Source organism: Xanthomonas euroxanthea, from assembly GCF_903989455.1.
GTDB lineage: Bacteria > Pseudomonadota > Gammaproteobacteria > Xanthomonadales > Xanthomonadaceae > Xanthomonas > Xanthomonas euroxanthea.
The window spans coordinates 4384606-4407300 of the sequence record NZ_LR861803.1; the positions used below are offsets into that span (position 1 = coordinate 4384606).

General features: G+C 62.2%; 15 protein-coding genes, 2 tRNA genes and 3 rRNA genes. 4 read left to right on the forward strand and 16 right to left on the reverse strand.

Going from position 1 to position 22695, the window contains the following annotated elements:
* Window positions 1-2 precede the first annotated feature (2 nt).
* The 3 genes from H7A86_RS18310 to H7A86_RS18320 are packed head-to-tail and all read right to left on the reverse strand — an operon-like array spanning window position 3 to window position 2505.
* The gene (locus tag H7A86_RS18310) at window positions 3-1166 is read right to left on the reverse strand and encodes a COX15/CtaA family protein (RefSeq protein WP_119131668.1); all 1164 of its coding nucleotides are present in this window, start codon (window positions 1164-1166) and stop codon (window positions 3-5) included.
* Window positions 1167-1176: 10 nt separating this feature from the next.
* Entirely contained in the window at window positions 1177-1752 is a 576-nt protein-coding gene (locus H7A86_RS18315; protein WP_119131667.1) for a hypothetical protein, read from the reverse strand.
* A 27-nt stretch (window positions 1753-1779) separates the two neighbouring features.
* On the reverse strand, window positions 1780-2505 hold the full coding sequence (locus H7A86_RS18320) for an SURF1 family protein (protein WP_119131666.1): 726 nt from the start codon (window positions 2503-2505) through the stop codon (window positions 1780-1782).
* A gap of 60 nt (window positions 2506-2565) precedes the next feature.
* Between H7A86_RS18320 and H7A86_RS18325 the strand changes: the two genes are divergently transcribed.
* Window positions 2566-2784, forward strand: a complete 219-nt coding sequence (locus H7A86_RS18325) for a twin transmembrane helix small protein (RefSeq protein ID WP_006449736.1) — start codon at window positions 2566-2568, stop codon at window positions 2782-2784.
* A 125-nt stretch (window positions 2785-2909) separates the two neighbouring features.
* Here H7A86_RS18325 and H7A86_RS18330 read toward each other — a convergent pair whose 3' ends face one another.
* The 6 genes from H7A86_RS18330 to H7A86_RS18355 are packed head-to-tail and all read right to left on the reverse strand — an operon-like array spanning window position 2910 to window position 7647.
* A complete protein-coding gene (locus tag H7A86_RS18330) occupies window positions 2910-3785 on the reverse strand; it encodes a cytochrome c oxidase subunit 3 (protein ID WP_104535425.1) in 876 nt (291 codons plus the stop codon).
* Between the two features lie 39 nt (window positions 3786-3824).
* The gene (locus H7A86_RS18335; protein ID WP_104584136.1) at window positions 3825-4421 is read right to left on the reverse strand and encodes a cytochrome c oxidase assembly protein; all 597 of its coding nucleotides are present in this window, start codon (window positions 4419-4421) and stop codon (window positions 3825-3827) included.
* Window positions 4418-4588: a hypothetical protein gene (locus H7A86_RS18340; protein ID WP_104584137.1), complete on the reverse strand. Its 171-nt coding sequence runs from the start codon at window positions 4586-4588 to the stop codon at window positions 4418-4420. The genes H7A86_RS18335 and H7A86_RS18340 overlap by 4 nt, the downstream gene beginning before the upstream one ends.
* Window positions 4569-6173 carry a cytochrome c oxidase subunit I gene (gene ctaD, locus H7A86_RS18345; protein ID WP_119131665.1) on the reverse strand — a complete coding sequence of 535 codons (1605 nt, stop codon included), beginning with the start codon at window positions 6171-6173 and terminating at the stop codon, window positions 4569-4571. Before ctaD ends, H7A86_RS18340 begins: the two co-directional genes overlap by 20 nt.
* Before the next feature lie 39 nt (window positions 6174-6212).
* A complete protein-coding gene (gene coxB, locus H7A86_RS18350; protein WP_104584138.1) occupies window positions 6213-7154 on the reverse strand; it encodes a cytochrome c oxidase subunit II in 942 nt (313 codons plus the stop codon).
* Window positions 7155-7170: 16 nt separating this feature from the next.
* Window positions 7171-7647, reverse strand: coding sequence for a DUF2244 domain-containing protein (locus H7A86_RS18355; RefSeq protein WP_104584139.1), 477 nt, complete (start codon window positions 7645-7647; stop codon window positions 7171-7173).
* Between the two features lie 289 nt (window positions 7648-7936).
* On the opposite strand from H7A86_RS18355, the gene putA reads away from it, so the two are divergent.
* The gene (gene putA / locus H7A86_RS18360) at window positions 7937-11137 is read left to right on the forward strand and encodes a bifunctional proline dehydrogenase/L-glutamate gamma-semialdehyde dehydrogenase PutA (RefSeq protein ID WP_119131664.1); all 3201 of its coding nucleotides are present in this window, start codon (window positions 7937-7939) and stop codon (window positions 11135-11137) included.
* Between the two features lie 886 nt (window positions 11138-12023).
* Here the strand turns inward: putA and rrf are convergent.
* From rrf to tyrS, 6 genes are all read right to left on the reverse strand, one after another.
* Window positions 12024-12138, reverse strand: a 5S ribosomal RNA gene (gene rrf, locus H7A86_RS18365).
* A 112-nt stretch (window positions 12139-12250) separates the two neighbouring features.
* A 23S ribosomal RNA gene (locus H7A86_RS18370) occupies window positions 12251-15131 on the reverse strand.
* Between the two features lie 227 nt (window positions 15132-15358).
* Window positions 15359-15435 (reverse strand) — tRNA-Ile (locus H7A86_RS18375).
* 19 nt (window positions 15436-15454) lie between these two features.
* A tRNA-Ala gene (locus H7A86_RS18380) sits at window positions 15455-15530 on the reverse strand.
* A 94-nt stretch (window positions 15531-15624) separates the two neighbouring features.
* Window positions 15625-17171 (reverse strand): 16S ribosomal RNA (locus H7A86_RS18385).
* The 16S, 23S and 5S rRNA genes sit together here with 2 tRNA genes alongside, the layout of an rRNA operon.
* A 722-nt stretch (window positions 17172-17893) precedes the next feature.
* A complete protein-coding gene (tyrS, locus tag H7A86_RS18390; protein ID WP_104584950.1) occupies window positions 17894-19105 on the reverse strand; it encodes a tyrosine--tRNA ligase in 1212 nt (403 codons plus the stop codon).
* Between the two features lie 170 nt (window positions 19106-19275).
* Between tyrS and H7A86_RS18395 the strand changes: the two genes are divergently transcribed.
* Together H7A86_RS18395 and H7A86_RS18400 are read left to right on the forward strand one after the other, a co-directional pair.
* A complete protein-coding gene (locus H7A86_RS18395) occupies window positions 19276-20694 on the forward strand; it encodes a M23 family metallopeptidase (protein ID WP_104649990.1) in 1419 nt (472 codons plus the stop codon).
* A 278-nt stretch (window positions 20695-20972) separates the two neighbouring features.
* Window positions 20973-22115, forward strand: a complete 1143-nt coding sequence (locus tag H7A86_RS18400; protein ID WP_119131663.1) for an anhydro-N-acetylmuramic acid kinase — start codon at window positions 20973-20975, stop codon at window positions 22113-22115.
* A gap of 306 nt (window positions 22116-22421) precedes the next feature.
* Here H7A86_RS18400 and H7A86_RS18405 read toward each other — a convergent pair whose 3' ends face one another.
* Complete coding sequence (locus H7A86_RS18405; protein ID WP_104584944.1) at window positions 22422-22649, reverse strand: hypothetical protein; 228 nt, start codon at window positions 22647-22649, stop codon at window positions 22422-22424.
* Window positions 22650-22695: the final 46 nt, after the last annotated feature.

Sequence of the window (22695 nt, forward strand, 5' to 3'; positions counted from 1 at the left end):
GCTCACTCCGGCGCGCGCAGCCGCGCCAGCAGCGAGACCAGCACGAACAGGAGCGCAACTGCGCCGCCGTTATGCAGCACCGACACTTCCAGCGGCAGGGCCAACTTGACGTTGAGCATGCCCAGCGTCACCTGCACCGCCACCAGCACCGCCAGCGCACCGGCCCACACGCGCATGCCCGGCGAGCGCGACAGACGCCAGGCCAGCCACCACAGATACAGCGCCGTCGCAATGGCCCACAGCCGGTGCGCCATCTGGATGGCGATACGCGCTGCGCCATCGAGCACACCGCCTTCGTAATCCACCCCGATCCCGCGCCAGAGCGTGAAGCCTTCGCGGAAGTCGTGCGGCGGCCACCACTGGCTGACGCAGCGCGGGAAATTGTCGGCCGACCAGCTGCCACCGCCACAGGCCAGCGCCGCGTAATTGGCACTGACCCAGCCGCCAAGCGCGATCTGCAGGCCCAGCACCGCCACGCCCGCGCGCAACAGCCAGGTGAGCCGCGAGGCATCGGCCAGCGTGATCGGCAAGTGGGTCGCGCGCCAGGCCATCCATACCAGCAGCGAGAACATCAGCATGCCGCCGAGCAGATGGCCCATCACCACGATGGGCTTGAGCAGCAACGTCACCGTCCACATGCCCAGCAGCGCCTGGAAGATCACCACTGCCAGGGTCAGTACCGCCGCACGCGCCAGATCGATATTGCTCCAGCGCAGCGCCGCCAGCAGCAGGATGGCCTCGCCCGCGATCGCCACGCCGAACGCCAGCGTGTGCCAGCTGGACATGTACAGCGGAATGGACAACGCCACCAGCACCGCGGCAGCGACCACCTGGGCGATGCCCATGCGGCGGCGGCGCACCGCCAGCAACGACAGCACCAGCACCTCCACCCCGAGCGCGCCGGCCAGGAAGCGGTGCACCTGCTCGCGCCAGGCCTTGTGCGATTCCAGCGGCCGGATCTTGCTGGCCACATGCGTGTTGGCTTCGTCGCTGGTCTGTGGCCAGGTGACGCGGCCGTAGCAGGTGGGCCAGTCCGGGCAGCTCATGCCGGCATCGGACAGCCGCACGAACGACCCGAACAGGATCGTGCTCGCAGTGAACAGCGCAGCCAGCCAGGCCATGCGATGGAAGTGGCGGAACAATGCCGGTGGCGCAAACAGATTCATCGAAACGGGCTCACATCAGTTTCAGCAGCTTGACCAGATCGGCACGCAGGCCGGCCGGGTCGAACCCCGGGGCATAGCGCAGGATCACGAAGCCGTTGGGGTCGATCACATACACCGGCACGCCGGCGGCATCGTCGGCACGCGGCAGGCCCTGCCGCAGCCGCGCGTCGTCGCGCAGCACACGCAGGGCCGGCATCGGCGGCAACCCGGCCGGCGGAGTGCCGATCCACAACACCTCCACCTTGTCGGCGCGATGCCCGAGCAGTTGCCACACCTTGTCCAGTTCGGCCGCCAGCGTCACGCATTGCTGCGTGCAACTGGCCGGCGGTGCGAGCGCAATCCGCCACACGCGTTCGGCAGGCGTCCAGGCATACAACTGCCCGTCCGCGCGCACCGGCACCAACCCGCGCAGGTCGGCGGGCGGCTTGAGCAATTCGCCGTGATTGCGCATCGATGCCGGCTGCCATCCGGAGAAGCGCAGCACGCCGGCCAGCAACATCGAGCCGAAGAACAGCACCGCCAGGGCAATCAGCATCCTGCGGCCGCGTTTGACCGAATGCGGCGTGGCCGATGTGGAGGAGGTCATGCCGGCGATTTTCTCATGCCGCAGGCGTCAGTGCCCGCGTCGACGGCGGCGACGCGCACGCCACGTCAGCAGCGTCGCGGTGACCAGCACGGCTGCGGCCAGACCGAACCATTGCACCGCATAACCCAAGTGCCGCGCGGGCGGAAGCGTATTCGGCAGCATCTCCAGGTCGCGTGCGTAACCGACCGGCAGGGCCGGATCCAGGCGTAGGACCTGCGACGAAATGTCGCGCCTGCCAAGCGCGCTGCGCAGGGCGGTGGTCTCCAGACGCGTAGCCAGCCAGGTCTGCGGCGCATCGGCAGCCGACAACGCCGGCCCCATCGCAAGCCCGGCCGAGGGCGGCGCACCCAGCAACCCCTGCAGCGTATGGGTCCCTTGCAGCGGCGTGGTCCTCGGCAATTGCCGATTGGCCGGCAACGGCAGCCAGCCCAGATCGACCAGCAGCGTGACGGGGCTGCCCTGCGGCGCGGCAAGCTGATAGATCCGCACGCCGGCGCGCCCGGCATGCAGCTGATTGTCCAGCAGCACCTGCTGCGGCAGAAACCGCACCTGCCCGCTCACCCAGGCCAGCGCATGCGGCGTGGCCAGGGCCTGCACCAGGGTCAACGGCGTCTGCCGCACCTGCGCCGCGCGTTCCAGCAACGCCTGTTTGTCGTGCATGCGCTGCAGCTGCCACTGTCCAAGCGCCACAAAACCCGCGCTGACCAGCACGGCCAGGCACCATCCCAGCACCGCCGTGTGCTTGCGCATCATGACAAGCGACGCAAAAAGGCGTGCAATGCCGCTACCACGCCGACGACCACCGGGGCTGTTGTGAACGATTCGCTCAAGACGTTGCTGATTGTCGCCTTCCTGATCGTGATCCTGTGGAACCTGGGCGCAGGCCTGTACTACCTGCTCACCGACCGTGGCGAAACCAAGCGTACCGTCAACGCACTGACCTGGCGCATCGGCCTCTCAGTCGCACTGATCGCCGTGGTGATCCTGGGCATCTATACCGGCTGGATCAAGCCGCATGGGCTCGGCCGCTGACGCGGCTGGGAATGGGGAATGGGGAATGGGGAATGGGGAATCGTAAAAGCAAGAAAGGGGCTCGCTCTTGCGATTCCCGATTCCCCATTCCCGATTCCCGATTCCCGATTCCCCATTCCCGATTCTCAAAGTACATACACGAACAGGAATAGCGCCAGCCACACCACGTCGACGAAGTGCCAGTACCAGGCGGCCGCTTCGAAGGCGAAGTGGTTGTCGCGGGTGAAGTGCCCACGCGCGACACGCAGCCACATCACCGCCAGCATGATCGTGCCCAGCAGCACGTGCATGCCGTGGAAGCCGGTGAGCATGAAGAAGGTCGAGCCGTAGATGCCCGATCCCAGCGTCAGATTGAGCTCGGTGTAGGCGTGGATGTATTCCTCCGCCTGCAGGAACAGGAACACGCAGCCCAGCAGCACGGTCAACCCCAGCCACAGCAATAGCGCGCCGCGACGACCGCCCTTGAGTGCGTGGTGGGCAATGGTCAGGGTCACGCCGGAGCTGAGCAGGATCAGCGTATTGATCAGCGGCAGGCCCCAGGCCGGAATGGTCTGGAATTGCCCACCGATCGTGCCGGGGCCATTGGTTGGCCACGCAGCGGAGTAGCCGTTCCACAACAGTTCGTTGGTCATGACGCCATCGCCTTCGCCGCCCAGCCAGGGCAGCGTCAGCACGCGCGTGTAGAACAGCGCACCGAAGAAGGCGCCGAAGAACATCACCTCGGAAAAGATGAACCACACCATCCCCATGCGGAAGGAGCCGTCCACCTGGCGGTTGTAGTGCCCGGCATTGGATTCGCGGATGACATCGCCAAACCACATGAACAAGGTCGCCAGCAGCATCGCCATGCCGACGAAGAACGTCCAGCGTCCCCATGCCGCATCGTTGAGCCAGCTGGCCACGCCGATCATCATCACGAACATCGCAATCGACCCGACAAAGGGCCACTTGCTCTGGCTCGGGACGAAATACGCATCGGCGTTGGGACTGTGGTCGGCCATGGCGTTGCTTCCGTGTCGGTGCTGCGTGTGGATGAGGGATTACGGCGCGGCGCGCGGCGCGCTGGATGCGCCACCGCCCTGCAGCTCCGAGGTCAGGGTGTCGTTGCGATAGAACGTGTAGGACAGGGTGATCGTGGTGACTTCCGGCGGCAGCGCAGGGTCGACGATGAAACGCAGCGGCATGTCGCGCGTTTCGCCGGCCTGCAAGGTCTGCGCGGTAAAACAGAAACACTCGGTCTTGTTGAAGTATCCGGACGCGCGCGCCGGCGCGACCGATGGCACCGCACTGCCGACCACCGCACGCGCGCTGTCGTTGCGCGCAAAATACAGCGCCTCGTTGAGTTCGCCCGGCACCACATCCATCGTCATCTGCTCGGGATGGAAGGTCCACGGCAGCTTGGAATTGACCCCGGCATCGAACTCCACCCGCACCGTGCGTTTGCCAGGCCCTGCAATCGCCGCGCCATTGGCACGCGTGCTGCCCGGTGCGCGCTCCATGCGGATGCCGAAGACTTTTTCGCACGCGATGCGATACAGCGGCACCAGCGAAAAGGTCAGCACGAACACGCCCAGCACCACGCCCAGCAGCTTGAACAAGCCGGCCGTCGGTGCAGGTGCGGGCGCCCGCGCGTTCACCGCCCGATGACTCCCGACGCGATGAAACCCGCGTAGATCAGCAGCGCGATGATGCCGACGGTGATCGCCGTGCGGCGCACCGCGCGACGCTGTTGCGCCTGCCGTTCGGCAGCCGAGAGCAGGCGCGCCACCGCTGCCGGCGCCGACTCAGTGACCGATGTCTTCATGCGCAAGATCTCCAGGCTTGATCACCGGTGGTACGGTGAAGGTATGCGCCGGTGCCGGCGACGGCACCGTCCACTCCAGTCCCCTGGCGCCTTCCCAGGCCCGTGCGTCGGCCTTGGCGCCACTGCGCAGCGAGGCGAACAGGATGCCGGCCATCAGGAACGGCGTGGCGAACATGCCGAACGCGCCGATCGAGCTGATCAGGTTCCAGTCGGCGAACACCACGTTGTAGTCGGGAATTCGCCGCGGCATGCCGGCCAGGCCAAGGAAATGCTGCGGGAAGAACAGCAGGTTGACGAACACCATCGTCCACCAGAAATGAAACTTGGCCCAGGTTTCGTTGTACATCCGCCCGGTCCATTTCGGCCACCAGTAGTAGACCGCCGCGATCAACGCGAACACCGCTCCGGTGACCAGCACGTAATGGAAATGCGCGACCACAAAATACGTGTCGTGGTACTGGAAATCCGCCGGCACGATCGCCAGCATCAGGCCGGAGAATCCACCGATGCTGAAAAGGATCACGAAGGCCACTGCCCACAGCATCGGCGATTCGAACGTCAACGAGCCCTTCCACATCGTGCTGACCCAGTTGAACACCTTCACCCCGGTCGGGATGGAGATCAGCATCGTGGCGAACATGAAGTAGATTTCGCCACCGAGCGGCATGCCCACGGTGAACATGTGGTGCGCCCACACGATGAAGCTCAGGAACGCGATCGCCGCGATCGCATACACCATCGCCTGATACCCGAACAGCGGCTTGCGGCTGAAGGTCGGGATGATCTCGCTGACAACGCCGAACGCCGGCAGGATCATGATGTAGACCTCTGGGTGCCCGAAGAACCAGAAGATGTGCTGGTACATCACCGGGTCGCCGCCGCCGGCCGCGTTGAAGAAGCTGGTGCCGAAGAACTTGTCGGTCAGCAGCATGGTCACTGCACCGGCCAGCACCGGCATCACCGCGATGAGCAGGAAGGCGGTGATCAGCCAGGCCCAGCAGAAGATCGGCATCTTCAACAGATCGATGCCGGGCGCGCGCATGTTGAGCACGGTGGCGATGATGTTGATCGCGCCCATGATCGAACTGACGCCGGCCACGTGAATTGCAAACACGCTGAAGGCCACGTTGTAGCCGCCCTGCAGCGACAGCGGCGGATACAGCGTCCAGCCACCGGCCGGCGCACCGCCGGGCAGGAACAACGTCAGCAGCAGCAGGGTGAAGGCCACCGGCAGCAACCAGAACGACCAGTTGTTCATGCGCGGCAACGCCATGTCCGGCGCGCCGATCTGCAGCGGAATCATCCAGTTGGCCAGGCCGACGAAGGCCGGCATCACGCCGCCGAAGATCATCACCAGTGCATGCACGGTGGTCATCTGGTTGAAGAATTCGGGTTTGACGAACTGCAGCCCGGGCTGCATCAGTTCGGCGCGGATCACCACGCTCATCGCCGCGCCGATGATGAACATCACGAAGGAAAACAGCAGGTACAGCGTGCCGATGTCCTTGTGATTGGTCGAGAAAAACCAGCGCTCGACGAAACCGGGCTGGTGGTGTCCGTGGTGATCGACTGCGGTATGCGCCATGACGGAACGACCTCTACGAAGCGATGCGGTTGCGGGCGATTAAAGAGCGGCAGTCGGCGCGGCGGCCGGAGCAGGCGCAGCCTCGCCGGCAGGCGTTGCTGCAGGGGTGGACGCCGGCGCAGGTGCGGGGGCGCCCGGTGCAGCAGGCGATGCATTGGCACTGCGACGCGCGGCCAGCCAGCGCTGGAATTCGGCCTTGGGCAGCGCCTCCACCACGATCGGCATGAAGCCATGGTCCTTGCCGCACAACTCGGCGCACTGGCCCCGATACACGCCGGGCTGCTCGATGTTGGTCCATGCCTCGTTGACGATGCCGGGAATGGCGTCCTGCTTCCAGCCCAGGGCCGGCACCCACCACGCATGGATCACGTCGTCGGCGGTGATCACGAAACGGATCTTGGTCCCGACCGGCAGCACCAGGCGGTTGTCCACATCCAGCAGGTAATGCGGTTGCGAGGCAGCGGTCGGACGCTCGCCACTCTGGCGGATGCGGTCGGACTCGCGCGCCAGCCGGCTGGTGAACTCCACGCCCTGGCCCAGATACTCGTATTTCCACATCCACTGGTAGCCGGTGACCTTGACGGTCATTTCCGACTCGCGGGTGTCGTACATCGCGATCAGCTTGGCCGTTGCCGGCCAGGCCATCGCAATCAGCACCAGCACCGGAATCACCGTCCACAACACCTCGGCCGTGGTGTTGTGACTGAACTGCGCAGCCACCGCGCCCTTGGACTTGCGGAACTTGAAGATCGCATAGCCCATGGCACCGAACACCAGCGCGCCGATCACCACGCAGACCCACAGCGCCACCATGTGCGCCTCGTAGGCCATGCGTGCGGTCTGGGTGACCCCGCGGCCCATGTTGAGCTGCCATTCCTTCGGGTCGGCCGATTGCGCCCAGGCAGCCGGTGCGCCCAGCAGCGCCGCCATCGCCAAAGCCATCTTCGAATACGTCGCCTTCCAGCTGCTGCGTTGCGTCATTGCCTAGACCCTTACGTCATCGGTGACGGCCATTGGCGGCCGCGAGCAAGCGTTTCAGCGTAGTTGCCAGTTCCACACGTTCGGCCGGCCCGAGAAAACTTCCGATCTCGATCTGCTTGCCGCTGCTGACCAGCACCACCCTGTCGTCGCGTTCCATGCATAGCCGCACCCAATGCGGATGTGCCTGAAACGCTGGTGGCGCATGCCCGGACGCGAACACCTCGACGACGGTGTCTCCCACCCGGATCGCTTCTTCGCGCTCGCCACTTCGCCACAACTGCCGCAGCGCCAGCGCCACCACACCACTGTGCAACAGGGCGAACACCGGCGCGAATGCATTGCCGGTCCACCACCCCAGGCCCGCAAATACCCACATCGTTCCCGCCAATACTGCGAACAACTGCACGAACTGCCTGGCCGACAATGCCCGCGGAGGCCGCAACCGCAACTGCGTCCCGACCCCTTCGGACATCAACGGCAGTACTTCGATCATTGGCAACACGCAGCGCACTGCGGGAATGGCCCGATGGTAGACCCGCACGAACGCAGGCGGCAAGCGTTTCCGGCAATCGTCGAATTGCTGCAGTGCAGCTAAAAACACGCGTAAATCAATCACTTCCCGATGCCGGCAGCGATCCTCGTGCCCGTGGCCGGCAACGATCGAGCCCGCTTGGGCCTGCGCTGGCCACGTGCACAAAACGGCGGAAAAGCTGCCGCTTCCACACAAGTGTGCGGAGCCCGCGGCTCTCTAGAATGAGCACGGATTCCCAGGCGCCCTACGCATGAACGCTCAGCTCGACCCGCTTGCCTCTCCCTCAGTTGCGCGCCCGCTGTTGGCGCCCGAGCTGCCTGCCGCACCCGGCGCATTGCGTGCGGCGATCACGGCCGCATGGCTCAAGGACGAAACCGAGCACGTACGCGAACTGCTCGACCAGGCGCGGCTGCCCGCCGCCGAGCAGGCCAAGGTGCAGGCGCTTGCCGCCGACCTGGTCACCCGCGTCCGCGCACGTGCGCAGGACCAGGGCGCGATCGAGGCCTTCATGCGCCAGTACGACCTGGGCAGCGAAGAAGGCGTATTGCTGATGTGCGTGGCCGAGGCGCTGTTGCGCATTCCCGACCAGGACACCGCAGACAAGCTGATCCGCGACAAGCTCGGCGATGCGGACTGGAAGAAGCACGTCGGCGGCAGCGACTCGGTGCTGGTCAACGCATCGACCTGGGGCCTGATGCTCACCGGCAAGCTGGTGCAGCTCAACGACCTCACCCGCGCCGACGTGCCGGGCGCGTTCAAGCGCCTGATCGGCCGCGTCGGCGAGCCGGTGATTCGCCTGGCCGTGCGCCAGGCGATGAAGATCATGGGCCACCAGTTCGTCATGGGCCGCACCATCGGTGAAGCCCTCTCGCGCTCGCGCAAGGGCGACAACGCCGATTACCGCTATTCGTTCGACATGCTCGGCGAAGGCGCATTGACCATGAAGGATGCGCAGCGCTACTTGCAGGCATACCGCGATGCCATCCACGCGATCGGCCGCAGCGGCAGTTTCGTCGGCACCGATGTATTCGCAGCGCCCAGCATCTCGATCAAATTGTCCGCACTGTATCCGCGCTACGAACATGCCAAGCGTGCGCGCGTGATGGCCGAGCTGGTCCCGGGTGTGCTCGAGCTGGCGCAACTGGCCAAGTCCTACGGCATCGGCTACACCGTCGATGCCGAAGAAGCCGACCGCCTGGAACTGTCGCTGGACATCATCGAGGCCACGTTCTCCGACCCGTCGCTGGATGGATGGGAGGGCTATGGCCTGGCAGTGCAGGCCTACCAGAAGCGCACGCCGTACACGATCGATTTCCTGGCCGACCTGGCACGCCGCGTCGGCCGTCGGATTCCGGTGCGTCTGGTCAAGGGCGCGTACTGGGACGCGGAGATCAAGCGCGCACAGATCGAAGGTCACCCCGGCTATCCGGTATTTACCCGCAAGCAGAATACCGACGTGTCGTACCTGGCCTGCGCACGTCGCATGTTCGCGCACAGCGATGCGCTGTACCCGATGTTCGCCACGCACAACGCGCAGACCATCGCGGCGGTCCGCGCGATCTCCGGCGGCAAGGTGTACGAACACCAGAAACTGCACGGCATGGGCGATGACCTGTATGCCGAAGTGATTCCGGCCCATCGCCTGGGGCTGCCCTGCCGCGTGTACGCACCGGTCGGCTCGCACGAGGATCTGCTGCCGTACCTGGTGCGACGCCTGCTCGAAAACGGCGCCAATTCCAGCTTCGTCAATCGCATCACCGACGAGGACGTCGCCATCGAAGAGCTGATCCGTGATCCGGTCGAAGCAGTGTCCTCGTTCGGCTCCATCCCGCATCCCAAGATTCCGCTGCCGACCGATCTGCTGCGCAGCCAGAACCAACACAGGAAAAATTCCATGGGCGCCAATCTCGCCAACGACAACGATCTGCGGCAGCTGGCCGAGCAACTCAATGCCGCCATCAAGCCGTGGAAGGCCCGCCCGCTGGTGCCTGGCGCGGTGATCAGCACGCCCAGCCAGGCCGTGCTCAACCCGGCAGACCGCCGCGACACGGTCGGCCAGTGGCAGCCAGCCGATCCGGCCACCGTACAGACGGCGTTGGCGACCGCGGCTGCCGCGCAGCCAGCCTGGAACCGCACGCCTGCCGCCAGCCGCGCCACCATCCTGGAGCATGCGGCCGACCTGCTCGAAGCGCGCATGCCCGAGTTCATGGCCATCTGCGTCAAGGAGGCCGGCAAGACCCTGCCCGACGCCGTGGCCGAGGTGCGCGAGGCGGTCGACTTCCTGCGTTATTACGCCGGCCAGGCACGCGCCCAGTTCGGTGCGCCCGAACGCCTGCCCGGACCGACCGGTGAATCCAACGAACTGCAGCTGCATGGCCGCGGCGTATTCGTCTGCATCAGTCCCTGGAACTTCCCGCTCGCCATCTTCCTCGGCCAGGTCGCCGCCGCATTGGCCGCCGGCAACAGCGTCATCGCCAAGCCCGCAGAGCAGACCAACCTGATCGGCTACGCCGCAGTGAAGCTACTGCATGAAGCGGGCATCCCCGAGGCGGTCGTGCAGTTCCTGCCGGGCGACGGCGCCACCGTCGGCGCGGCGCTGACCAATGACCCGCGCGTGGCGGGCGTTGCCTTCACCGGCTCCACCGAGACCGCACGCGTCATCAACCGCACCCTGGCTGCGCGCGATGCCGCAATCGGTGTGCTGATTGCCGAAACCGGTGGCCAGAACGCCTTCATCGCCGACTCGTCCTCGTTGCCGGAAGCCGTCGTCAAGGACGCGATCTCCAGCGCCTTCATGTCCGCCGGCCAACGCTGCTCCGCGGCCCGCGTGCTGTTCGTGCAGGACGACATCGCCGACAAGGTCATGACCATGCTGGCCGGCGCCATGGGGGAATTGAAGATCGGCGATCCTGCGCTCCTGTCCACCGACGTTGGTCCCGTCATCGATGCAGATGCACTCAAGATCCTCGACGATCATGCCGCGCGCATGGATCGCGAAGCCCGCCTGATCGGCTCCACCACCCTGGATCCGGCCGCCGCTAACGGCAGCTTTTTCGCCCCACGTGCGTACGAGCTGACCTCGCTGGCGCAGCTGCAGCGCGAGGTTTTCGGACCTGTGCTGCACGTCATTCGTTGGAAGGCCGACCAGCTCGACGCCGTCATCGACCAGATCAACGCCACTGGCTATGGCCTGACCCTGGGCGTGCATTCGCGCATCGACGAGACCATCGATCGCATCACCGCACGCGTTGCGGTGGGCAATGTCTACGTCAACCGTAACCAGATCGGCGCGGTCGTCGGCGTACAACCCTTCGGCGGCCAGGGCCTGTCGGGCACCGGCCCGAAAGCCGGGGGTCCACATTACCTGCTGCGCTTCGCTACCGAGAAGGTCGTCACCGTCAACACGACCGCCGCAGGCGGCAATGCCTCCCTGCTGACCTTGGGCGACTGATCCTCGTCTCGATGCAGACGTCATAGTGCAGTCGATTGGACCAAAAAAACCCCGCTCACGCGGGGTTTTTGTTGGCTTGTGCCCTGCCAATGCCTTATGCGACGGCGATAAGTGATCTGGCCAAGCACACACACGTATCGGATGCAGTCTCGGTGAGCAGCATAGCGGCCAAGAATAGGCCAGTCGCCAAGTCACCGAGTCACCGAGTCACCGAGTCACTTCGATCTTGATGAATTGCATGGCCCTGATAGTCCCCAGGGCTCCTGATATTCCCCAGGGCTCCTGATATTCCCCAGGGCTCCTGATGATCGCAGGGGTCTGGCGCCTGTGGAGTGCAACCAGCCCCCCTATTTGCCGGCGCTGGCCGGCGACCGGTGCTCCTTAAGCCGATCTGTAAGCGGGAAGCCAGCACCACCACAGGTACTTTTAGGTACTTTTAGGTACTTTTAGGTACTTTCAGGTGCTTTCACTGGCAACGCACTGACTGGTCCGTTCTTTGACCATCTACTAATCGATCGATAAATAGATGCCTTTGCAATCATCAGGGCAAGGTAGGTGCCGCTGCAGTACCAGGAAGTCGGTCCTCAGCGCCGAGCGCGTGTCCTGGTATCGGTGCCCTGCTCCGAGTGCGCCTTGCCGGTCCGGGTTCTGCGGTGACATTCAGACCTTTCGGCCTTGCTAGCGCGTCCTGCTTCAGCACAAGCGTCAAGCGCGTGTTCTGGCATCGGTATCGCGCTCAGCCTGAGCATTGAGCCTGCGGATGCGGATGCGGATGCGGATCCGCTGGTCAGCGTGCGTCCTTGCGCAGTGTTTTTGGCGGTTGCATTGCGGATTTTGGACAAAAAGAAACCCCCAGTCCTGTTGGACTGAGGGTTTCGGGTAAAGCCCCTGGCGATGACCTACTCTCGCATGGCTTGAGCCACACTACCATCGGCGCAGCTGCGTTTCACTTCCGAGTTCGGGATGGGATCGGGTGGTTCCACAGCGCTAATTTCACCAGGGAGACGGTTGGAGCAGCGCTTCACAGCGCTCGTCTCGCATAGGTAACTTGTGACGTAGCTTGCGTTTGGTGATCTACCAACGTTCGTTGGGACCAAGGCAACTTGAGGTTATATGGTCAAGCCGCACGGATCATTAGTATCAGTTAGCTCAATACATTGCTGTACTTACACACCTGACCTATCAACCACATAGTCTATATGGTTCCTTTAGGGGGCTTGTGCCCCGGGAAGTCTCATCTTGAGGCGCGCTTCCCGCTTAGATGCTTTCAGCGGTTATCGCTTCCGAACATAGCTACCCGGCAATGCCACTGGCGTGACAACCGGAACACCAGAGGTTCGTCCACTCCGGTCCTCTCGTACTAGGAGCAGCCCCTCTCAAACTTCCAACGCCCATGGCAGATAGGGACCGAACTGTCTCACGACGTTCTGAACCCAGCTCGCGTACCACTTTAAATGGCGAACAGCCATACCCTTGGGACCGACTACAGCCCCAGGATGTGATGAGCCGACATCGAGGTGCCAAACACCGCCGTCGATATGAACTCTTGGGCGGTATCAGCCTGTTATCCCCGGAGTACCTTTTATCCGTTGAGCGATGGCCCTTCCATACAGAACCACCGGATCACTAAGACCTACTTTCGTACCTGCTTGATCCGTCGATCTTGCAGTCAAGCACGCTTATGCCTTTGCACACAGTGCGCGATGTCCGACCGCGCTGAGCGTACCTTCGTGCTCCTCCGTTACTCTTTAGGAGGAGACCGCCCCAGTCAAACTACCCACCATACACGGTCCCTGATCCGGATAACGGATCTAGGTTAGAACGTCAAGCACGACAGGGTGGTATTTCAAGGATGGCTCCACTGCAGCTAGCGCCACAGTTTCATAGCCTCCCACCTATCCTACACAGACGAACTCAACGTTCAGTGTAAAGCTATAGTAAAGGTTCACGGGGTCTTTCCGTCTTGCCACGGGAACGCTGCATCTTCACAGCGATTTCAATTTCACTGAGTCTCGGGTGGAGACAGCGCCGCTGTCGTTACGCCATTCGTGCAGGTCGGAACTTACCCGACAAGGAATTTCGCTACCTTAGGACCGTTATAGTTACGGCCGCCGTTTACTGGGGCTTCGATCAAGAGCTTCGCCTTGCGGCTGACCCCATCAATTAACCTTCCAGCACCGGGCAGGCGTCACACCCTATACGTCCACTTTCGTGTTTGCAGAGTGCTGTGTTTTTGATAAACAGTCGCAGCGGCCTGGTTTCTGCGACCCTCTTCAGCTATAGCTCGCATGAGCCACCAAAAAGGGTGCACCTTCTCCCGAAGTTACGGTGCCATGTTGCCTAGTTCCTTCACCCGAGTTCTCTCAAGCGCCTGAGAATTCTCATCCTACCCACCTGTGTCGGTTTACGGTACGGTCTTCGTGAGCTGAAGCTTAGGAGCTTTTCCTGGAAGCGTGGTATCAGTGACTTTGCCATAAAGGCTCGTCTCGGTGCTCGGTCTTAAAGGATCCCGGATTTGCCAAAGATCCAAACCTACCGCCTTTCCCCGGGACAACCAACGCCCGGTACACCTAACCTTCTCCGTCCCTCCATCGCACTCACGCGAGGTGCAGGAATATTAACCTGCTTCCCATCGACTACGGCTTTCGCCCTCGCCTTAGGGACCGACTAACCCTGCGTCGATTAACGTTGCGCAAGGAAACCTTGGGCTTTCGGCGTGCGGGCTTTTCACCCGCATTATCGTTACTCATGTCAGCATTCGCACTTCCGATACCTCCAGCAGACTTCTCAATCCACCTTCGCAGGCTTACGGAACGCTCCTCTACCGCGCATAAAACAAGTTTTATGCACCCCAAGCTTCGGTTCACTGCTTAGCCCCGTTAAATCTTCCGCGCAGACCGACTCGACCAGTGAGCTATTACGCTTTCTTTAAAGGGTGGCTGCTTCTAAGCCAACCTCCTGGCTGTCTATGCCTTTCCACATCGTTTTCCACTTAGCAGTGAATTTGGGACCTTAGCTGTGGGTCTGGGTTGTTTCCCTTTTCACGACGGACGTTAGCACCCGCCGTGTGTCTCCCGGATAGTACGTACTGGTATTCGGAGTTTGCAATGGTTTGGTAAGTCGCGATGACCCCCTAGCCATAACAGTGCTCTACCCCCAGTAGTATTCGTCCGAGGCGCTACCTAAATAGCTTTCGAGGAGAACCAGCTATCTCCGGGTTCGATTAGCTTTTCACTCCTAATCACAGCTCATCCCCGTCTTTTGCAACAGACGTGGGTTCGGGCCTCCAGTACCTGTTACGGCACCTTCACCCTGGCCATGACTAGATCACCCGGTTTCGGGTCTACTGCCCGCGACTATGCGCCCTTATCAGACTCGGTTTCCCTTCGCCTCCCCTATACGGTTAAGCTTGCCACGAACAGTAAGTCGCTGACCCATTATACAAAAGGTACGCAGTCACTCTTGCGAGCTCCTACTGCTTGTACGCACACGGTTTCAGGATCTATTTCACTCCCCTCTCCGGGGTTCTTTTCGCCTTTCCCTCACGGTACTGGTTCACTATCGGTCGGTCAGGAGTATTTAGCCTTGGAGGATGGTCCCCCCATATTCAGACAGGGTTTCACGTGCCCCGCCCTACTCGTCTTCACTGGAGTGGCCCTTTTAAATACAGGGCTATCACCTTCTATGGCCAATCTTTCCAGATTGTTTTTCTAAAGCCATTCCAGCTTAAGGGCTGCTCCCCGTTCGCTCGTCACTACTTAGGGAATCTCGGTTGATTTCTTTTCCTCCGGTTACTTAGATATTTCAGTTCACCGGGTTCGCTTCCAGCAGCTATGAATTCACTGCAGGATACTGCCGAAGCAGTGGGTTTCCCCATTCGGACATTGCCGGATCAAAGCTTGTTGCCAGCTCCCCGACACTTTTCGCAGGCTACCACGTCCTTCATCGCCTCTGACCGCCTAGGCATCCACCGTGTGCGCTTATTCGCTTGACCATATAACCCCAAGTTGCCTCGGGGTCACATGCCGTGTTGTGTGGGGTACAAAGCCACCAACGCGAACATACGACTCAATTATTTAGGGACTCGAAGTCCCCGCCTTAGCCTCAACGACACGTTTAGATAGATATCTCAAACGCTCGCTACGTCACAAGTTATAAAAGAACATGTATCAGCCTCAACGCTGATCCATATAAATTCTTAAGTGTGCACTACATTCAGAGTGGTGGGTCTGGGTAGACTCGAACTACCGACCTCACCCTTATCAGGGGTGCGCTCTAACCACCTGAGCTACAGACCCGAAGTCTTTTCACTCAATATGGTGGAGCCTGTCGGGATCGAACCGACGACCCCCTGCTTGCAAAGCAGGTGCTCTCCCAGCTGAGCTAAGGCCCCAAAAGGGACTTCGCATACCGACCTGTGCCGGTATGAATCTCTGAATGCAGGTAATTTGTGAGGACGCCCGACAGGAACAATGACGTCATGCTCAAAAGGAGGTGATCCAGCCGCACCTTCCGATACGGCTACCTTGTTACGACTTCACCCCAGTCATCGGCCACACCGTGGCAAGCGCCCTCCCGAAGGTTAAGCTACCTGCTTCTGGTGCAACAAACTCCCATGGTGTGACGGGCGGTGTGTACAAGGCCCGGGAACGTATTCACCGCAGCAATGCTGATCTGCGATTACTAGCGATTCCGACTTCATGGAGTCGAGTTGCAGACTCCAATCCGGACTGAGATAGGGTTTCTGGGATTGGCTTACCCTCGCGGGTTTGCAGCCCTCTGTCCCTACCATTGTAGTACGTGTGTAGCCCTGGTCGTAAGGGCCATGATGACTTGACGTCATCCCCACCTTCCTCCGGTTTGTCACCGGCGGTCTCCTTAGAGTTCCCACCATTACGTGCTGGCAACTAAGGACAAGGGTTGCGCTCGTTGCGGGACTTAACCCAACATCTCACGACACGAGCTGACGACAGCCATGCAGCACCTGTCTCACGGTTCCCGAAGGCACCAATCCATCTCTGGAAAGTTCCGTGGATGTCAAGACCAGGTAAGGTTCTTCGCGTTGCATCGAATTAAACCACATACTCCACCGCTTGTGCGGGCCCCCGTCAATTCCTTTGAGTTTCAGTCTTGCGACCGTACTCCCCAGGCGGCGAACTTAACGCGTTAGCTTCGATACTGCGTGCCAAATTGCACCCAACATCCAGTTCGCATCGTTTAGGGCGTGGACTACCAGGGTATCTAATCCTGTTTGCTCCCCACGCTTTCGTGCCTCAGTGTCAGTGTTGGTCCAGGTAGCCGCCTTCGCCACGGATGTTCCTCCCGATCTCTACGCATTTCACTGCTACACCGGGAATTCCGCTACCCTCTACCACACTCTAGTGACCCAGTATCCACTGCAATTCCCAGGTTGAGCCCAGGGCTTTCACAACAGACTTAAACCACCACCTACGCACGCTTTACGCCCAGTAATTCCGAGTAACGCTTGCACCCTTCGTATTACCGCGGCTGCTGGCACGAAGTTAGCCGGTGCTTATTCTTTGGGTACCGTCAGAACAATCGGGTATTAACCGACTGCTTTTCTTTCCCAACAAAAGGGCTTTACAACCCGAAGGCCTTCTTCACCCACGCGGCATGGCTGGATCAGGCTTGCGCCCATTGTCCAATATTCCCCACTGCTGCCTCCCGTAGGAGTCTGGACCGTGTCTCAGTTCCAGTGTGGCTGATCATCCTCTCAGACCAGCTACGGATCGTCGCCTTGGTGGGCCTTTACCCCGCCAACTAGCTAATCCGACATCGGCTCATTCAATCGCGCGAAGCCCGAAGGTCCTCCGCTTTCACCCGTAGGTCGTATGCGGTATTAGCGTAAGTTTCCCTACGTTATCCCCCACGAAAGAGTAGATTCCGATGTATTCCTCACCCGTCCGCCACTCGCCACCCATAAGAGCAAGCTCTTACTGTGCTGCCGTTCGACTTGCATGTGTTAGGCCTGCCGCCAGCGTTCACTCTGAGCCAGGATCAAACTCTTCACTTAAAATTACATGTCCGAAGACAAATACTTTAGCTGCAGAAGTTCAACCACTGACAACTTATCGCTTGCAAAGCAATTAATATGTTGCTTTTTGATTAAACGTCTGCAAGATGGACAATCATCCTTCCTGCAGGCGTCCGCACAAATTACCTGCGCACACTGTCAAAGAACATTGGGAAGTGGCCTCAGCGCCGTTCCCGTCAGCTTCGTCGTTTCCGTCGAAGCGAGCCGCCCATTATAGCGGGCTTTTTCTTTCCGTCAACACCTCATTTCGAGGCGGTTGACGCTGCTTCGTTTCGACCCGAAGGTTTTCTGCGAAGCGAGCCGGCCATATTAGCAGGCTTTTCATCTTCGTCAACCCCTCGTGAAGAGGAGGTTGCCGCCGCTGCACCTCAATCTGCCGAAGCATCTTTCCGTGTAGCGAGCCGCCCATCATAGCCGGCTTTTTCGTTTCGTCAACACCTTAAATCAAGGCATTTTCGAACCCTTCCGCTCTGGTTCCGCATTTGCGGGGCCGTTGCGTCGGGGGAGGCGAACTATAGGCCCAACCGGGACGTTTGGGAAGGGGTTTGTGAAAAATTTTTCACGATCCCGCTGCCATCTGTAGCAGTAAGTCCTTCGTCGTTGCTGCAGCAAGCCGCTGATCCTGCGTCATCCGTCTGATGCCTCTTATATAGATGTCATCCCGGCGCCGACATCGCTGCCATGCAGCAACCCTCGCCAGCTCAGGCGCTGACCAGCGCAACGCGGGCGAAATTACGCTTCCCCACCTGGATGACACCCTCGAAGCCCGGCCCAAACTGACGTGCCGGATCTTCGACCACTTCACCATCGATCTTGACCGCACGTTCCTTGAGCTTACGCGTGGCCTCCGAATTGCTGGGCGTCAGGCCGGCGGCGGTGAGCAGACTTGCGATCCGCAGACCTTCGGCCGGCACGGCCACCTCCTGCAGCGGCAACAGGCTGGTGTCGCCCTGCCCCGTCACCACGGCGTGCCAGCCGGCGATGGCCTGCTCTGCAGTGGCGGCATCGTGGAAGCGCGCGGTGAGTTCGCGCGCCAGACGCAACTTGACCTCGCGCGGGTGCAGGTCACCGGAGGCGACCTGTTCTTTCAGGCGCGCGGCCTCGGCAACACCGATGTCGAAAGACAGCAGATCGATCCAGCGCCAGGTCAGTTCGTCGCCGATCTTCATGGTCTTGGTGACGATGTCGATGGCCGGCTCGTTGATGCCGATGTAGTTGCCCAGCGACTTGGACATCTTGGCCACCCCGTCCAGGCCTTCCAGCAGCGGCATGGTCAGCACGACCTGCGGGGCCTGGCCGTAGTGCTCCTGCAGGCCGCGCCCCATCAGCAGGTTGAACTTCTGGTCGGTCCCGCCCAGTTCGACGTCCGCCTTCAAGGCGACCGAGTCGTAGCCCTGGACCAGCGGATACAGGAACTCGTGGATGGCGATCGGTTGCTGGCCATTGAAGCGCTTGGCGAAATCGTCGCGCTCGAGCATGCGCGCCACGGTGTGCTGCGCGGACAGCTTGATCATGTCCGCCGCGCTCATCTGGCCGAACCACTCGGAGTTGAAGCGCACCTCGGTGCGTTCGCGGTCCAGGATCTTGAAGACCTGCTCCTCATAGGTATGCGCGTTGGCCAGCACATCGTCGCGGCTCAGCGGCTTGCGGGTGACGTTCTTGCCGCTCGGGTCACCGATCATTCCGGTGAAGTCGCCGATCAGGAAGATGACCTGATGTCCGAGCTGCTGGAACTGCCGCATCTTGTTGAGCAGCACGGTGTGGCCCAGATGCAGATCCGGCGCGGTGGGATCGAACCCGGCCTTGACCCGCAACGGCACGCCGGATTTCAGGCGCGCTTCGAGCTGATCGAGCTTGAGGATCTCTTCGGCGCCCCGGCCGATGAGTGCGAGGGATTCTTCGATAGTGGCCAACCACAGACTCCAGCGGCGTTTGCCGTCAAAAACGTGAACGATGTTAAACGCGGGTTAATTCCACGCCAAATGAAAATGTTGAACAGGCTCAATGGTTTGACGCGCTGTTACAGGCTGTCTATGGTACCGGCGATTGGGCCCGCACTTCGAGCCAGCGAGGAATTTGAACGATGCAGAACTCAGAGCAGGGCCGTGCACGCAAGCGGCGCTTTCACGAACGCCTCCACGTCCTCCACGACACTGCCCTGCATCGCAAGCTCAAGGCGCATCTTCCGGCGGCATTCAACGACCAATGGACGCGCCGGCACTGGATCCACGCCAGCCTGTTCGCGACCATCGGTGCGCTGGTGGCCACGATCGTGCCGGGCTTTTCCAATGCCATCGATGCGCCGCTGTCCAGCCATTCCACGCTGGCCCTGCCGTTGCCGCCGTTGGTGCCGGCCCGCAAGCAGCTGGCACCGAGCACCGATTGGGAAATCCTGCAGGTCAAATCGGGGCAGACGCTGAGCACCTTGTTCGGCGAATTGGGAATCCCGACGGCGGTGATGTACCAGGTGCTGGCGCATCCGGGCACCAAGGAGGCGCTGACCAAGCTGCGTCCGGGCGCCGAGATCGCCTTCGACATGCCGACGCCGGGCGAGCTGCGCGCATTGCGCTTCGACCGCGACGACAGCCACCGCGTGGAGCTGCGCCTGCTGGGCGACAGCGTGCGCGAGAACGTCACCGAGCGCGCCACGACCACGCGCACGGTGGTGGCAAGCGGGGAAATCAGCAGCTCGCTGTACGCCTCGGCCGGCAAGTCGGGGCTGTCGCCGGCGGCGGTGGCGATCATGACCGACGAGATCTTCAAGTACGACATCGACTTCGACAAGGATCTGCAGCCGGGCGATCGCTTCAGCGTGGTGATGGACGAGACCTGGCGCGAGGGCGAGCGCATCAACACCGGCGACATCCTGGCGGCGACCTTCACCACCGGCGGCAAGACCTACACCGGTTTCCGCTTCGAGCGTGCCGGCAAGCCGGCCGAGTATTTCGACATCAACGGCCGGCCATTGAAGAAGAGCTTCATCCGCATGCCGGTGGCCTATAGCCGCATCAGCTCGACCTTTGGCGCGCGCAAGCATCCGGTGCTGGGCACGATGCGCATGCACAAGGGCGTGGACTACGCGGCAGCATCGGGCACGCCGATCATGGCCGCTGGCGATGCACGGGTGGTGTTCGTCGGCACCCAGCGCGGCTACGGTAATGTGGTGATCCTGGACCACGGCAGGAACTTCAGCACGCTGTACGGGCACATGTCGCGCTTCGGCAAGATCAAGGCCGGCCAGCGCATCAACCAGGGCACGGTGATCGGCTATGTCGGCATGACCGGCCTGGCGACCGGCCCGCATCTGCATTACGAATTCCGCGTCGCCGGGCAGCAGCGCAACCCGATGTCGGTGACGATGCCGCCGCCGGAGCCGTTGCAGGGCGCCGAGCTGGCCGCCTTCCGCGCGCAGACGGCGCCGGCACTGGCGCGTATCGAAGGCATGGAGAAGTTGATCTACGCCGACGCCGGCAAGCCCGCCAAGGGCAAGCCGCGCGGTTGAGTGGGCGCGGCTGGTTTCTCGGCCGCCGCGCTGGCAACCGCCGATCGCACGACTGCGCCTCCGTTCGGGGGCTCTGGCTCACGCGACGCCGCAGCCGGCATCGGGTTGCTGCCAGCACCAAGTGGACCCCATGGTGCCGACGCGACAGTCGGCACTACATTTAGAGTGCTTGGCTGGCGAGCGCATCGCCCCTGCTTCCACCGCGATGCGCGCAAGGCCGGTTGACTCTCCCATCCCGGCTGCACAAGCTGCACGACCACCGTGCAACTGGCCCTGGCATGTCTGCTCCGGAACATCTTGAATCCCCGCTCTATCTGGGCCTGATGTCGGGCACCAGCGCCGACGGCATCGATGCGGCGCTGGTGCGCTTCACCGACGAGGGCCATCGCCGCTGCGAACTGGTCGCAGGCACCACGGTGGCCTGGGAGCCACAGCTGCGCGAAACGCTGGTGACGTTGGGCCAGGGCGCCGAGGTCATCGCCATCGATGCGCTTGGACACCTGGATGCGCAGGTGGGGCTGGCGTTTGCGGCCGCGGCCAATCAGCTGATCCGCGACAGCGGCATTGCGCGTGGGCGCATTCGCGCGATCGGCTCGCACGGGCAGACCATTCGACATCGCCCCAAGGCCGATCCGGCCTTCACCTGGCAGATCGGCGATGCGAGCCGGATTGCCGAGCACACCGGCATCACCACGGTGGCCGATTTCCGCCGGCGCGATGTGGCTGCCGGCGGCCAGGGCGCACCGCTGATGCCGGCCTTCCATCTGGCCATGCTGGGCGCCGCCGACGAGGACCGTGCGGTGCTGAACCTGGGCGGCATCGGTAACCTGACCTTGATCCCGCGCAGTGGCGCGGTGCTGGGCTTTGATACCGGCCCGGCCAATGCGTTGCTGGACAGCTGGTGCCAGCAGCATCGCGGCACGCCGTTCGATGCCGACGGTGCGTTTGCCGCCAGCGGGCGCGTCGATACGGCGCTGCTGCAGGCGCTGTTGGCCGACCCGTGGTTTGCGCTCGCACCGCCCAAGAGTACCGGACGCGAGCAGTTCCACCTGGACTGGGCGATGCAGGCGATGCGGTCGCCGGGCAACGCGGCGCCGTCCGCGGCCGATATACAGGCGACCCTGCTCGAACTCACCGCCGCCAGCGTCGCCGACGCGTTGCTGCGGCTGCAGCCCGATACCCGCCGGGTGCTGGTGTGCGGTGGTGGGGTGCGCAATCCGGTGTTGATGGCGCGCCTGGCGGCGCGACTGCCGGGCGTGGTGGTGGAATCCAGCGCGCGCCATGGGCTGGATCCTGATTATCTGGAGGCAATGGGGTTTGCGTGGTTGGCCGCGGAGTTGCTCGCAGGCCGCGCGGCCAATCTGCCGTCGGTGACCGGAGCGGCGGGGCCGCGGTTGCTGGGGGCGATCCATCCGGCGTGAGTGGCCTGGATCGGCGCGCGCTGGATGCCACTACCGCGCTTCCTGATGGTGCCCCGCCCCGAATTCTGCGACGCGACCAGCGCTCAATTAATGAGGGGTAGCGGTGACATGTTCGCTGAAGCTAGCTTGCTGATGATGCCCGCCTCGTCTGCAACCGACTAGCACGCAATTGAGCAGAGGCTGGCGGGGACGTGCGCAGTTGAGCCGGCGAATGCACAGTAATCTCGGCTCTTCTCGGCAGCATGCAAGGGCTTCTGACCGAGCCATCCGCATTCGCATACCGTGCTCGCCTGGCCGTTTGCAGCGCTAGGGAGTATTCCCCGCCGGCAGCGCCTTGAGCGCGGCGATCGCCTCGGCCAGCACATCGACTTCCGGATGCTGCAGGCCGCCGCTGACGTCGTACTCGCTGGCGAACAGGCCCTGTTCGAGCAGATGCATCACCGTCTGGTGCTGGGTCCAGCCGCGTGCGACGGAGATGCGACGGATCCTGTCCACCAGCAATGGATCGATGTCACGCAGTACCAGATCGGTCATGCCCTTCCTCGTGCGATGCAGTGCCGCGTCGGCATCATCGGCAACC